General features: G+C 72.6%; 7 protein-coding genes. 6 read left to right on the plus strand and 1 reads right to left on the minus strand.

The features are described 5' to 3' along the window. Positions 1-116: 116 nt before the first annotated feature. Genes ACWEN6_RS01515 through ACWEN6_RS01525 form a run of 3 tightly spaced genes read left to right on the plus strand, consistent with a single transcriptional unit; the run spans position 117 to position 2,108 of the window. Complete coding sequence (locus ACWEN6_RS01515) at positions 117-602, plus strand: MFS transporter (protein WP_452568427.1); 486 nt, start codon at positions 117-119, stop codon at positions 600-602. Beyond that, a complete protein-coding gene (locus ACWEN6_RS01520; protein ID WP_452568428.1) occupies positions 493-1,281 on the plus strand; it encodes an MFS transporter in 789 nt (262 codons plus the stop codon). The genes ACWEN6_RS01515 and ACWEN6_RS01520 overlap by 110 nt, the downstream gene beginning before the upstream one ends. Beyond that, complete coding sequence (locus ACWEN6_RS01525; RefSeq protein ID WP_452568429.1) at positions 1,278-2,108, plus strand: carbohydrate deacetylase; 831 nt, start codon at positions 1,278-1,280, stop codon at positions 2,106-2,108. The genes ACWEN6_RS01520 and ACWEN6_RS01525 overlap by 4 nt, the downstream gene beginning before the upstream one ends. A gap of 147 nt (positions 2,109-2,255) precedes the next feature. Here the strand turns inward: ACWEN6_RS01525 and ACWEN6_RS01530 are convergent, their stop codons facing one another. Further along, the gene (locus ACWEN6_RS01530) at positions 2,256-3,632 is read right to left on the minus strand and encodes a ricin-type beta-trefoil lectin domain protein (RefSeq protein ID WP_452568430.1); all 1,377 of its coding nucleotides are present in this window, start codon (positions 3,630-3,632) and stop codon (positions 2,256-2,258) included. 726 nt (positions 3,633-4,358) lie between these two features. Between ACWEN6_RS01530 and ACWEN6_RS01535 the strand changes: the two genes are divergently transcribed. The 3 genes from ACWEN6_RS01535 to ACWEN6_RS01545 all read left to right on the plus strand — a co-directional run bounded on the left by ACWEN6_RS01535 (position 4,359) and on the right by ACWEN6_RS01545 (position 14,198). Further along, the gene (locus ACWEN6_RS01535) at positions 4,359-5,813 is read left to right on the plus strand and encodes a family 43 glycosylhydrolase (protein WP_452568431.1); all 1,455 of its coding nucleotides are present in this window, start codon (positions 4,359-4,361) and stop codon (positions 5,811-5,813) included. 384 nt (positions 5,814-6,197) lie between these two features. Next, positions 6,198-7,631 (plus strand): helix-turn-helix transcriptional regulator, encoded by a 1,434-nt coding sequence (locus ACWEN6_RS01540; RefSeq protein ID WP_452568432.1) that lies wholly within the window; start codon positions 6,198-6,200, stop codon positions 7,629-7,631. 90 nt (positions 7,632-7,721) lie between these two features. Next, on the plus strand, positions 7,722-14,198 hold the full coding sequence (locus ACWEN6_RS01545) for a type I polyketide synthase (protein WP_452568433.1): 6,477 nt from the start codon (positions 7,722-7,724) through the stop codon (positions 14,196-14,198). Positions 14,199-14,202: the final 4 nt, after the last annotated feature.

The following is a 14,202-nucleotide window of genomic DNA, read 5'->3' on the forward strand; positions in this document are numbered from 1 at the left end:
TGCGAGGGTGACGCCGCGCACGCGGCGCCGGAACGGCGAGGAGGGCGATCGGTGTGACCGGTTCCGGTACGGACCCCACCCCGGGGCGGACGCCCGCGTGGCGGTACGCCGCCGGGATGTTCGGCACCTCGATCCCGATCAGCATGATCAAGGGGTCGATGATCCTCTACTACGTCGACATCCTGGGGCTGGACGTCCGCGCCTACGGCGTGGTCATGGTGGTCTACGCGGTCATCGACGCCTTCGACAACCCGCTGCTCGGTCACCTGTCGGACCGTACGCGAAGCCGGTTCGGCCGGCGTCGGCCGTGGCTGCTCGTCGGCGCGCCGATGCTCACGGCGTGCATGATCGCGTTCTTCTCCGCGCCCGCCTCGCTGCGCGGTGCCGGTCTGGTGATCTCGCTCGCGGTCACCCCGCTGCTCACCACGCAGGTGTTCGGCACCGAGCGGTCCACCGAGGGGGTTCCAGACCACGGCGGTCATCTACGGCGTGGTGGCGCTGGCCGTCATCGTGTTCATGGCGCTGGGCGCGCGCGAGAATCCGCGCTACTCGACGCGAGAGCGGCCGATGCTGCTGCGCAGCCTGTGGTCGATCGTGCGTGAACCGCTGTTCTGGACGGTCGGGCTCACCGGCGCCTGCTACGGGATCGCCATGGCCCTGGTCCTGTCGGGCGTCCAGCTGTACGTGCGGTACTCACTCGGGCTCCCGGTCGGCAACGCCCTGTTCCTCCAGGGCGTCGTCATCCTGGTCTCGGCGGGGGGCCTCGCGGTGTGGACGCGCGTCGTGGCACGCCGCGGCGCCCTGTGGACCTGGCGGCTCGCCTTCGCCGTCCTCGCCGCCGGCTTCGCGGCCCTGTTCTTCGCCACGGACCTGGTCACGGCGATCGCCGCGGGCGTGCTCGTCGGGGCCGGGTGGTCGGGGATGCTCGCGACCAACGACCTCATCGTCGCGCGCGTGCTGGACGCCGACGCGAGTCGCAACGGGCAGCATCGCGAAGGGCTGTTCCTGTCCGCGTTCGGCTTCTTCACCCGGCTCAACGGGATCGTGACCGGACTGGCGCTCACGTCGCTGGGAGTGTTCTTCGGCTACAACTCCGGCGATGATCCCGGCACCAGCACCGGGATGGCGTTCCGGGTGTACCTGTGCGTGTACCCGTTCGCGCTGACGGCGGCCGGCGCGGTCGCGGCGCGGTTCATCTCGGTGCCGATCGAGCCGCCGCCCGCCGCCGGGACGCCGTCCGCCGGTCCGGTGGACGGGTCCGCCGCGGAGGGGACCCGATGACCCGCCGCGTCGTGATCACGGCGGACGACCTCGGCCGTGAGCCCGGGACCACGGAGGTCATCGCCGCGCTGCTCGCCGAGGGGCACGTCAGTGCGACGACGCTCATCTGCTGTTCGCCCGCCGCCGAACGGGCGGCGAGCGAGGTCCGCCGGCTCGGCGTCGTGCCGCGGGTGCACGTGACGCTCACCAGCGAGCGGGGCATCCCGCGCTGGCGGCCGCTCGCCGGCGCGGCGAGCCTGGCCGACGCGGACGGGACGCTCAGTGACGACCCGTTCGTGCTCGGGGCCCGCGGCGAGACCGGCGACGTCATCGCGGAGGCGGACGCGCAGTTGCGGTGGATGCGCGAGCGGGGGCTGCCGCCCGAAGGGGCCGACTCCCACGCCGGCACCCTCTACGGCCTGCACGGCCGATCGTGGCTGGCCGAGACGCTGGAGTGGTGCGCGCGCCACGGCCTGGCCTTCCGGCTGCCCCGCGACCCGGAGCCGTACGTCGGCGGGCCGCTCCCGCCGCCGCTCGCGGCCGAGCACGAGCGCGCCGTCGCCATGGCCGACGCGCTGGGCGTTTCCATCCCGCAGACGATCGCGACCAACCCGCGCACGGCACACGAGCTCGGTTCCTACGAGCGGCTCCGGGACGACTACCTCCGCCGGCTCGCGGCCCTCCCCGAGGGCACGAGCGAGTTGTTCCTGCATCCGTCCCGGCAGGACGCGGTCACGGGACCGGACGGCATCGTGCGGGCCTGGGAGGCGCGGCTGCTGCGCGACCCGGTGTGGCACGAGGCCATCGACAGCGAGGGCGTCGAGGTCGCCGGGAACTGGTGGACCTGACCCGGAGCGCGTCCCCGCTTCACGATGGGCGAAGCTCGGCTCGGGGCGCGCTCCGGGCCGGAGGTCGCGCGCGAGCCGTCACCGGCCGCCGGCGGCACCCTCAATCGGATGCCGCCGGCGGAGGACCGGCACGTCGGTCCGATGCCGTCAGGCCCTGGTCCACTTCTGGCTGCTTTGGCCGTTGCAGGATCTGATCTGGGCCTTGGTGCCGTTGGCGGTGCCGGCGGCGTTGACGTCCAGGCACTTGCCGGCGCCGACGGCGGTGATGGTGCCGTCGGAGTTGAGGCGCCACTTCTGGTTGTTCTGCCCGTTGCAGTCCCAGATGATCACACTGGTCCCGTCTGCGGTGCCGGCGCCGTTGACGTCCAGGCACTTGTTGCCGTAGACCCGCAGCTCACCGGCGCTGGTGGAGGCCCAGTTCTGGTTGGCGCCGCCGTTGCAGTCCCAGATCTGCGCCTGCGCGCCGTTGGCCTGGGAGGCGCCGTTGACGTCCAGGCACCGGCCCGACGCCACACCCTTGAGCGCGCCCGTCGCCGGCGGGTTGCCCGTGGGGGTGACCGTGGGGGTCGGCGTCGGCGTCGGCGTGGGGTTGGTGCCGCTTCCGAACTGGGTGAAGAAGTTCCACACCACGGGCCGGGTCCAGGAGTTCTCTCCGGGTTCGAGGTCGCCGGACTTGCCGTCCACGGGGTTGGGGGTGTGACCGGCGTCAAACGCCGCCCACGCGACCGGATACCCGGCCCGGCACCCCGAGTAGTACGTGACGATGTGCGTCAGGCTGCCCTGCGCCGGCTCGGGCGGGTTCTGCGCCGTGCAGCCGTTGTTCCTGACGAACCTGTCGCGCAGCGACCGGCCGTTGGAGATGTTCAGCACCGGGTCCCGCAGGCCGTGCAGCCCGATGTAGGCGATGGGCTCGGTGCCGCCGCTGCACCCGCTGAGCTGCCCGCCGGAGTACACCGCCACCGCGCGGAAGACCGTCGCCCGGTTGCAGGCGAGCGAGTAGCTCATGCCGCCGCCGTAGCTGAAGCCCATGGCGAAGCGCTGGGAGGTGTCGACGCACAGGTCCGACTCGATGCGCCGGATCATGTCGTCGACGAAGGTGGTGTCCTCGCCGCCGGAATTGGCCCAGCCATTGTTGATGCCCTGGGGCGCGACGAAAATGGCGGTGTTGTTCGACAGCGCCCTGGTCCCGTAGTACGACCAGGGATAGCCGCTGGTTCCGCCCGAGTCGACGTCATTGGCGGTTCCGCCGTTCCAGTGGAACCCGAAGACCAGCCGGTAGGGATTGTTGTTGTTGTAGTTGTCGGGAATCCGCAGGATGAAGCTGCGGTTCTTCCCGCTGGAGGTGATCGACTGGTTGCCGCTTCTCAGCGTCGGAGTCTTTCCGCATCCCGCGGTGGCGGCGAGAACGCTCTGTCCTGTGGCCGGTGTGGAGGCGCTGTCACCCAGCGCCATCTGCGCCGACGTGGTCAGGACGAGCAGTGCCGCTGCCGCGACGGCGGTGAGGAGTGACCGTTTCCTCGACATCACGCGAATTCCTTTGCCGTTGTCATGGTGGCACACGGAACAGGGGAAGTGATTTCCTCCACCTTTCCGGTGGTGGGGGCGCCGGCCGATCGGAGTTCGTCCCCGACTCGGTGAATACCGAACCGACGCCGCGCGCCGTGTCCTGCCGGCCGATAATCGACCGGCCCGGCGACGCATAAGACCTCTCACCAGGTTCTGAGGTGTCCTGCTCACCAACGCCGCGCGATCGCTTCTCCCTTCTTTCTGGTGGCCGGAGGCGACGGTGCAGCGGAGCAAATATGACCGTGACGACGCCTGTCAAGGACGGGCCCTTCCGGCGTCACGGGCCCTCGCGGGGGGATGACCCGCCGCTCGCGCACGTGGCCAGGGCGAGCGACCCCGGCCACCGCCGGCGCGTCGGCATGAAACTTTCACCGTCCGGCGTCGAATCGGTTCGCCGTCGACCGTCCGCGCCGACGACGCCGTGTGCGCCAGGACACCTCTCCTCCCGGCCTCAGGAAAGAATTCCGGGAGATCGGTTCATGAGTATGAAACATTCGGCCTTCATCGCGCGGAGACGGCAACGTCGTCGGCGAGACAGGACGGAAATTTCCGCTGATCAGCGGAGTGGTGCCGCCCACAATGGCCGGTGGCCGAAGTGAACGTGTGGAAATAAGCGTTCTTAAGGTCTTGACGACCCTCGCCGTGCGGACCGTAATTGGTGCCCAAGCACGGAGAGGAGCGCCCGTGACCGGGTTCCCAGGTCGTGTCGTCTCGGGCCGGCGCCGCGACACCGCGAGAAGAGCGACAGGACGGTGGCGGCTTCTCGTCGCGGTCGCGATGGCGCTCGGCGCGGCCGTGGTCCTGCCGCGGCCCGCGGACGCCGCGACGATCGACACCACGGCGTACTACCAGGTGGTGTCGCGGTCCAGCGGCAAGGCGCTCGCGGTACAGGACGGCTCGACCGCCGACCAGGCCCAGATCGTGCAGTACACCACAGGGACCGCGACCGGCCAGCAGTGGCAGTTCGTCGACTCCGGCGGCGGCTACTACCGGCTGCGGGCCCGTCACAGCGGGAAGGTCGTCGACGTCGCGGCCCGCTCGACCGCCGACGGGGCGAAGGTCGTGCAGTACACCGACAACAACGGCGCCAACCAGCAGTTCAAGCCGGTCGACACCGATTCCGGCTACCTCAAGCTCGTCAACCGCAACAGCGGCAAGGTGCTGGACGTCTACGGCCGGTCCACCGCCGAGGGCGCGGTGATCTCTCAGTACACCGACAACAACGGCGCCAACCAGCAGTGGCGCCTGGTGCGCGTCGACGCTTCCTCCGCGCACAACCCCGCGCTGCCCGGCTACAACGCCGACCCGCAGGTGCGCTACCTCGCCGGGCAGTACTGGATCTACCCCACGAGCGACGGCTACGCCGACTGGGGCTCCACGAAGTTCGCGGCGTACTCCTCTCCCGACCTGGTGAACTGGACCGACCACGGCGTGGTGCTGGACCTGGCGAATGTGAGCTGGTGCCACGCCAGGGCGTGGGCGCCCACCATCGCCTACCGCGACGGCACGTACTGGCTGTACTTCAGCGCCTGCCAGCAGATCGGCGTGGCCAGGTCCACGAGCCCGTCGGGGCCGTTCACCGACGCGCTCGGCCGCCCGCTGGTCAGCACCGGTCAGTACGGTGAGCAGGAGATCGACCCGGACGTCTTCATCGACGACGACGGGACCGCTTACCTGTACTTCGGCTCGGGCAACGCCGAGGTGGCCCGGCTGAGCGCGAGCATGACGGCGTTCGCGACCGCTCCCGCGCGGATCACTCCGGCGAGCTTCCGCGAGGCGTCCAACGTGTTCAAGCGCAACGGCACCTACTACCTCATGTACTCGGAGAACGACACCCGCAGCGAGGACTACCGCGTCGACTACGCCACCTCGGCGTCCCCGCTGGGTCCCTTCACCAAGGCGGCCGGCAGCCCCGTGCTGTCCAAGGACACCGGCGCGGGCATCCTCGGCACAGGCCACAGTTCGGTGGTCAAGGTCCCCGGCCGTGACGAGTGGTACATCGCCTACCACCGCTTCCGCATCCCCGGCGGCGACGGCACACACCGGGAGGTGTGCATCGACGCGATGACCTTCGCCTCCGACGGCTCCGTCAACAGGATCCGCCCCACCCTCACGGGCATCGCCCCCGTCGCTCCCTGAATCCCCACGCCCCACATCCACACCCGCCGGCACCGCTCGGAGTGGGGGGTGTCCTGGGGCGGGGGTGGAGATGGTGCCGACAAGGAAACGGTCGTCCTCTCGGCGCTGCCGTCGGCCTGCCGCTCGATCCCGAACCGGGGCGGCAGCCGGTGGTGGGCCGTTCTTGACGATGGTCCAGTTTTATGGTTACCTAGTAGGAAATGCAGGTAATTGGCGCGGCTTGACGGCCGGCGCTGATCTCGGCTCGCGGACGACGGGGACGGCGGCCGGAGAAGGGCGTTGACCTTTGTGGCCGGTCGACCGCTGCTGCATCTTCCGGCGGAGCCTCAAATGAAATCTGTGGACCATCGATTCGAAATAGATCGGCGGGCGGAACCGCTCGAATTGATCCGTGAGTTATTCGCGGACGCGTCCGGGGACGAGCAGATGTCGGCGAAAATCGCCACGATCATCGACGAATTTCTCGGCCGGTCGCGTCCGGAGGTCGTCACCGCGTCGTCAGTACGGCTGATGCTGTTACGCGGGCGCACCCACGAGGCCGAGCGCCATCTGCGAGAGTTCCGCGACGCTGGATCGTTCCCGGAACTGGCCGACTGGGTGCGCTGCTGGTATCCGGGGCTGTCCGGGCTGGTGTCCGCGCCGCCCCCGGCCGTCTCGTTCGAGGTCGGCACCGGCCTGGAAGGGCTGAGCGTGCTGGCGGCCTTCTTCGCCGGGCACGACTCGGCCGCGGCGGTCGCGCGGGCCGATCAGGTGCTTCGAGCGTGCCCGATGGGAGAGCCCGGGCTGGAGTCGCTGGTCTCCGCGCTGGCCACGCTCGTGTACGCCGACCGCGCCGACCTGGCCGCCCGCTGGTGCGAACCACTGCTGGAGCAGACCACCAGCCACTGCGATCCTTACTGGCAGGGGGCCTTCGCCGCCATCAGGGCCGAGACGGCGATCCGTCAGGGCAGGGTCAAGGACGCCGAGCGGTGCGCCCGCAACGCCTTCTCCCACCTGCCGATGGAGGCGTGGGGGGTGGCGCTCGGGACGCCGCTGGCGGCCATGACGATGGCCAAGACCGCCCTCGGCAAGCTCGAGGACGCCGCGCGCTACCTGGCCGTGCCGGTTCTGGACGCCATGTTCCAGACGCCGGTCGGGCTGCACTACCTGAGCGCGCGAGGCACCTACCGGCTGGCCGCGGGCGCGGCCGAGGACGCCCTGGCCGACTTCCTGGCCTGCGGCGATCTGATGCGTGGCTGGGGGATCGACCTCCCGGGCGTCGTCGCGTGGCGGCTCGGCGCCGTGCGCGCGCTGCTCCAGCTCGGCCGCACAGGTGAGGCGCGGCGACTGGCCGAGGAGCAACTGGCCGAGGGCCGATCGGCCGGCGCGGAACACACCCGTACATGGGGGATCGCCCTGCGCCTGCGGGCCCTCACGTTGCCCCTGAGGGAACGGCCGGAGGCGCTGGAGCAGGCGGTGGAGACGCTCCAGCTCGTCCAGGACACGCTCGAACTGGCACACGCCCTGGCCGACGCGGGATGGGCGTACTCCCAGCTGGAGGACGGGCCGAGGGCCCGTGCGGCGGAGCGGCGGTCGCGGCAGCTTCTGCGGTCGTGCGGTGCCTCACCACAGGAGCGGCCCGTCCCGCCGCCGTCGCCGGGGGCCGACCTGAGCGAGGCCGAACGGCGGGTGGCCACGCTGGCCGCGCGGGGGCAGACCAACCGGCAGATCTCCGGGGTGCTTTTCGTCACGGTGAGTACCGTCGAACAGCATCTCACCCGCATATACCGAAAGCTCGGCGTGTCGCGCCGGGCCGATCTTCCGGTGTTTTTGGACTGACCTCACTTAGGGGTTTTTAGGGGTACTGCATTAGGGGTCGGTTGGCGAATCTTTTAAGAGCTTGCCGCCGGTTCTTAATGTGGAGCGAAAATGAGTGTGGGCCGTTCCAGATCGGTCGCCGTCGCCGTCGTCGGGATCGCCTGCCGGTTGCCGCAGGCGCCCGATCCGGCGGCGTTCTGGGAGCTGCTGCGAGACGCGCGCTCCGCGATCACCGCGCCTCCTGAGGGGCGGTGGGAGGAGGCGCCGGACGCGCCCCGGTTCGGCGGGTTCCTCGACGAGCTCGACGGGTTCGACCCCGAGTTCTTCGGCATCTCCCCGCGTGAGGCGGCGGAGATGGATCCGCAACAGCGGCTCGTCCTGGAACTGGCCTGGGAGGCGCTGGAAGACGCCAGGATCCCGCCGGCCCGCCTCGCCGCGACCTCGGCCGGTGTCTACGTCGGGGCCATCGCGGCCGACTACGCCGCCCTCGTCGCCCGCGGCGGCCCGGCCGCCGTGAGCCGGCACACCCTGACCGGGCTCAACCGGGGGCTTATGGCCAACCGGGTCTCGCACCTGCTGGGGCTGCGCGGGCCGAGCCTGACGGTCGACTCGGCGCAGTCGTCGTCGCTGGTGGCGGTGCACCTGGCCGCGGAGAGCCTGAGGTCGGGCGAGTCGGCGGTGGCCATCGCGGCGGGCGTCCACCTCAACATCGGCACCGACGGCGCCGTGGCCGCCGGCAGGTTCGGCGCGCTGTCGCCGGACGGGCGGTGCCACACCTTCGACGCCCGGGCGAACGGATATGTGCGGGGAGAGGGCGGCGTCGCGCTGGTCCTCAAGACGCTCGACCAGGCCCGGGAAGACGGCGACCGCGTGCACGCCCTGATCGCGGGGTCGGCGGTGAACCACGACGGCCACACCTCCGGCCTGACCGTGCCCGACCCGCAGGCGCAGGCGGAGGTCGTCCGGCAGGCCGTCACGCGCGCGGGCGCCGACCCCTCCGACGTGCAGTACGTCGAGCTCCACGGCACCGGCACCAAGGTCGGCGACCCGGTGGAGGCCGCCGCGCTCGGCGCCGCCCTGGGGGCCGGTAGGGCCGAGCCGCTGCACGTCGGCTCGGTCAAGACCAACGTCGGCCATCTGGAGGGCGCGGCGGGCATCACCGGCCTGCTCAAGGCGGTCCTCAGCGTCTCCCACCGGCACCTGCCCGCCAGCCTGAACTACCAGACCCCGAACCCCGCCATCCCCTTCGACGAACTCCGCCTCCGGGTCCGTACGTCGGGCGGGGAATGGCCCCGCCCGGACCGCCCGCTGGTGGCAGGGGTGAGCTCGTTCGGCATGGGCGGCACCAACTGCCACGTGGTGGTGACCGAGGCGCCAGGAGCGCCCAAGGCTCCCGCTGAGACAGGGCGGACCGGGCAGTCTGGGGAGGCCGGACAGACCTGGAAGACCTGGAAGACCGGGGAGACCGGTGAGACCGGGGTGACCGGGGAGACCGGGGAGACGGGTCGGACCGGGGGACCCGTCGCGGAGCGCGGCGCCTCGGCATCCGGCGTGCTGCCGTGGGTGCTGTCCGGCGCCGGTGAGGGGGCCCTGCGGGACCAGGCGGCCGGTGTTCTGAAGACGCTGGACGGGCCCGGCGCTCCTGCCGACGCGGATGTCGCCCTGTCCCTGGCGGTGACGCGGACGGCGTTCCGGCACCGGGCGGTGCTGGCCGGGGACCAGGCCGAGGTCAGAGACGGTCTGCGTGCGCTGGCGAGGGGCGCACAGGCGGCCGCGCTGGTGCGGGACGTGGCGCGGCCGCGCGGCCGGACCGTGCTGGTGTTCCCCGGGCAGGGGTCGCAGTGGACGGGGATGGCCGTCGCGCTGCTGCGCGAGTCCCCGGTCTTCGCCCGGTCGATCGAGGAGAGCGCGCGGGCGCTGGCCCCGCACACCGGCTGGTGGCTGCCCGACCTGCTGACCGGCCGTCCGGGCGCGCCTTCCGCCGACCGGGCGGAGGTGGTGCAGCCGACGCTGTTCGCCGTCATGGTGGCGCTGGCCCGGCTCTGGGAGGCCGCCGGGGTGCGCCCCGACGCGGTCATCGGGCACTCGCAGGGAGAGATCGCGGCGGCGCACATCGCGGGCGCCCTGTCGCTGGAGCAGGCCGCCACCGTGGTGGCGCTGCGCAGCCGGGTCATCACCGCGATCGCCGGCCGCGGCGGTATGGCCTCGGTGCTCCTGCCGGTGGACGCCGTGCGCGAGCGGCTGGCCGCTCATGGGGGCAGGCTGGCGGTGGCGGCCGTCAACGGGGCCGCCTCGACCGTCGTGTCGGGGGACGCCGACGCGGTCGCCGAGCTGGTCGCCCTCTACCAGGCGGAGGGGGTGCGGGCGCGGGCCGTGCCGGTCGACTACGCCTCGCATTCGGCGCACGTCGAACCCCTGCGGAATCGACTCCTGGAGGAGCTCGCCGGGATCACCCCGCACGCCGCTGAGGTGGCCTTCTACTCCACCGTCACTGGTGGGCCCCTCGACACGGCGGGGCTCACCGCCGAGTACTGGTATCGCAACCTCCGTGAGCCGGTCGAGTTCGATCGGGCCGTGCGGAGCGCCGTCGCCGACGGGCACGACGTCTTCGTGGAGAGCAGTCCGCATCCCCTGCTGGTGGACGGGGTGCGGGAGAGCGCCGAGAACGTGGTCGCCGTCGGGACCCTCCGCCGCGACCACGGCGGGCTGCGGCAGTTGCTGCTGTCCGCCGGGCGCCTCCACTGCGCGGGTGGCGCCGTCGGCTGGGCCGGGCTGATCGGCCCGGACGCCCGCCTCGTCGACCTGCCCACCTACCCCTTCCAGCGCCGCCGTCTGTGGATCACGCCCCACGCGCCCGCCGCCGGGCACGAAGCCCAGATCTCCGCCGCAGCCGCCGCAGCCGTTGAAACCGTCGAAGCCGCGGCCGAAGCCGTGGCGGCCACCGCCGCCGAGGCCGGGCCGGAAGCGCTCCTTGAGATCGTGGCCGCCAGCGCGGCGCTCGTCCTCGGGTACGCGTCGGGCGATGAGGTCGACCCCGACGTGACCTTCAAGGACCTCGGGTTCGACTCGGCGGCGGCCGTGGAGTTCGCGCAGCGTCTCGCCGACGCCACCGGCCGCAGGCCGTCCTCCTCCCTCGTCTACGACCACCCGACGGTCCGGGCCGTCGCCGCCCACCTGTCCGGCGCCGCACGGCGGGAGGAGGCCGTCGTCACGGCGAGCGAGGAGCCGATCGCCGTCGTCGCCATGAGCGGGCGCTGGCCCGGCGGCGCGCACACCCCCGAGGAGCTGTGGCGGGTCCTGTCCGCCGACCAGGCCGTCATCACGGGATTCCCCGGCAACCGGGGCTGGGACCTGGCCCGGCTGCGCGGCGCCGGCGGCTCGGTCACCGGCTCCGGCGGGTTCCTGCACGACGCCGACCGGTTCGACGCCGCCTTCTTCGGGCTCAGCCCCCGGGAGGCCGCGGTCATGGACCCGCAGCAGCGGCTGCTGCTGGAAGCGGCGTGGGAGCTGTACGAGCGGGCCGGGATGGACCCCTCGGCGCAGCGCGGCAGCCGTACCGGGGTGTTCGTCGGCGTCACCCCGCAGGAGTACGGCCCCCGTCTGCACGAGACCCCCGACGACTACCAGGGCCATGCCCTCACCGGCACCCTGACCAGCGTGGCGTCGGGCCGCATCTCCTACACCCTCGGGCTTGAGGGACCGGCGATCACCATCGACACGGCGTGCTCGTCGTCGCTGGTGGCCGTCCACCTGGCGGTGCAGGCGCTGCGGCGCGGCGAGTGCGACCGGGCGGTCGCCGGCGGCGCGGCGGTCATGTCCACGCCGGGCATGTTCACCGAGTTCAGCCGCCAGGGCGGGCTGGCCCCGGACGGCCGGTGCAAGCCGTTCGCCGCCGCCGCCGACGGCACCGCGTGGGCCGAGGCGGTGGGGCTGGTCCTGCTGGAGCCCCTGTCGGCGGCGCGGCGTGCGGGTCATCCCGTGCTGGCGGTGGTCCGGGGAAGCGCGATCAACCAGGACGGTGCCTCCAACGGCCTGACCGCGCCGAGCGGCCCGTCGCAGGAGCGGGTGATCAGGGCCGCGCTCGCCTCGGCCGGGCTTGGTCCCGGCGACGTCGACGCGGTCGAGGCCCACGGAACCGGAACCACCCTCGGCGACCCGATCGAGGCGGGGGCGATCCTGGCGACCTACGGGCAGGACCGCGAGAAGGCCCTGCTGCTCGGCTCGACCAAATCCCACCTCGGTCACACCCAGGCGGCGGCCGGAGTCACCGGCCTGGTGGCGATGGTGCAGGCCATTAGGCACGCCGCCCTTCCGGCGACCCTGCACGTGGACCGGCCCTCACCCCACGTCGACTGGGCCTCGGGCGAGGTGGCGCTGCTCACCGAGCCGACCCCCTGGCCGCGGACCGGCCGCCCGCGCCGCGCCGCCGTCTCCTCCTTCGGCATCAGCGGCACCAACGCCCACCTGATCCTGGAGCAGGCCCCGGAACCGGAGCCTCGCGACATCACCGGCCCCGGCGGGCCGCTGGTGCTCTCGGCCAAGTCGGAGCGGGCGCTGCGCGCCCAGGCGGCCCGGCTGAGCGAGTGGCTGGCCGGCGACCCCGACACCACCGGGCTCGCCCGGACCCTGGTCACCGGCCGTGCGCTCTTCGAGCACCGGGCGGTGCTGCTCGGCGACCCGCACGAGGACGGGCCGGCCGCGCTGGCGGCGCTGGCGGAGGGGGCCGACCTGCCGGGCCTGGTGCGCGGGACCGCCACCCGCCGGGGCGGGCTCGCGGTCATGTTCACCGGCCAGGGCAGCCAGCGAGCCGGGATGGGCCGGGAGCTGGCCGCCGCGTTCCCCGTCTTCGCCGACGCGCTCGCCGAGGTCGCCGGGCACCTCGACCCCCACCTCGGCCTGCCGATCCGGGAGGTCATGTTCACCGGCGGGCAGGGGGCGCTGGACACCACCGAGTACACCCAGCCCGCGCTGTTCGCCTTCGAGGTCGCGCTGTTCCGGCTCGCGGAGTCGTTCGGGCTGCGGCCGACCCATCTGATCGGGCACTCGATCGGCGAGCTGACCGCCGCCCACCTCGCCGGGGTGTTCTCCCTGGCCGACGCCGCGGCGCTGGTCACCGCCCGGGGCCGGCTCATGCAGTCGGCACGCGCCGGCGGCGCGATGGCCGCCCTGCGCGGCACCGAGGACGAGATCGGAGGCACCGTGGACCTCGCCGCCGTCAACGGCCCGGACTCGGTCGTGGTGTCCGGCGACCGCGACGCCGTCGCCGAACTGGTGACCCGGTGGCGCGAGCGGGGCCGCCAGGCCACTCCGCTCCAGGTCAGCCACGCCTTCCACTCCTCCCACATGGACCCGGTCCTCGCGGAGTTCCTGAAGGTCGCCGAGCGGGTGAGCTTCGCCGCGCCGCGCCTGCCGCTCGTCTCGAACGTGTCCGGCGGCCTGGCCGGGGACGAGGTGCGCGACCCCGGCTACTGGGCCGGGCACATCCGGCGGGCGGTCCGGTTCCGCGACGGCGTGGAGACGCTCCGCTCGCTCGGCGTCACCGACTACCTGGAGGCGGGTCCCGGCGGGGCGCTCACCTCCCTCGCCCTGGACATCCTCGGCTCCAACGAGAACCTCCTGGTCACGGCGGCGTCCCGGGGCGGCCGGCCGGAACCGCTCGCCTTCCGCACCGCCCTGGCCGAGCTGCACACCGCCGGAGTGCGCGTCGACTGGCGCGCCGGCGTGGCGGACACGGGCGCGCCTCCCGCCGGCCTGCCCACCTATGCCTTCCAGCGCAGCCGCTTCTGGCTGACCCCCGCCCCCTCCGCCGGGACGGGCGCCACCGGCCACCCGGTGCTGACCACCGAGATCGACCTGGCGGACGGCTCCACCGTCCACACCGGCCGGCTGCCCGAATCAGAGCCCGACGCAGACGCCGCCGGCCTGGCCGCGCACGCCGCGCGCCGGGCGGGCCTCCTGCTCCTCAGGGAGCTCACCGTGGAGACGCCCCTGCCGGCGGCGGCACAGGTGCAGGTGCTGGTGGGCGCGGACGGCGGTGAGGGACACCGTACGGTGACCGTGCACTCCCGCCGGTCCGCCGCCGGCCCCTGGGTGCGGCACGCGAGCGGGACCCTCGTCCCCGGGCCCGGTGAGACGGCGACCGCACCCGAGACGCCGGACCCGGCGCACCACGCGCTGGTGACCGAGCTGCTCGGCCGCTCCGAACCCGGACGGCTCGACCGGCTGATCGAGCTGGTCCAGACGACGGGAGCGGCCGTGCTCGGCCACACCGACATCTCGGCCGTGCCGCCGGACAGGGGCTTCCTGGACGGCGAGTTCGACTCGCTCAGCAGCGTCGAGCTGCGCGTCCGGCTGGAGCGGGCGACCGGGCTGCGGCTGCCATCGACGCTCGTCTTCGACTTTCCGACCCCACTGGCCGTGGCCGCGTACCTCGGGGAACGGATCTTCCCCGAGCAGCCGGCGGACCCGGATCCGCACACCGAGCAGGAATTCCGACCAGACACCGGCCCCGAGTTCGACGGTGAGATCGACGGGGCGACGAACGACGAGCTCTTCGAGCTCATCGAGAACGAACTGCGTCTTTCGTGAAGGG

The sequence above is a fragment of the Sphaerisporangium sp. NPDC004334 genome (assembly GCF_053602655.1).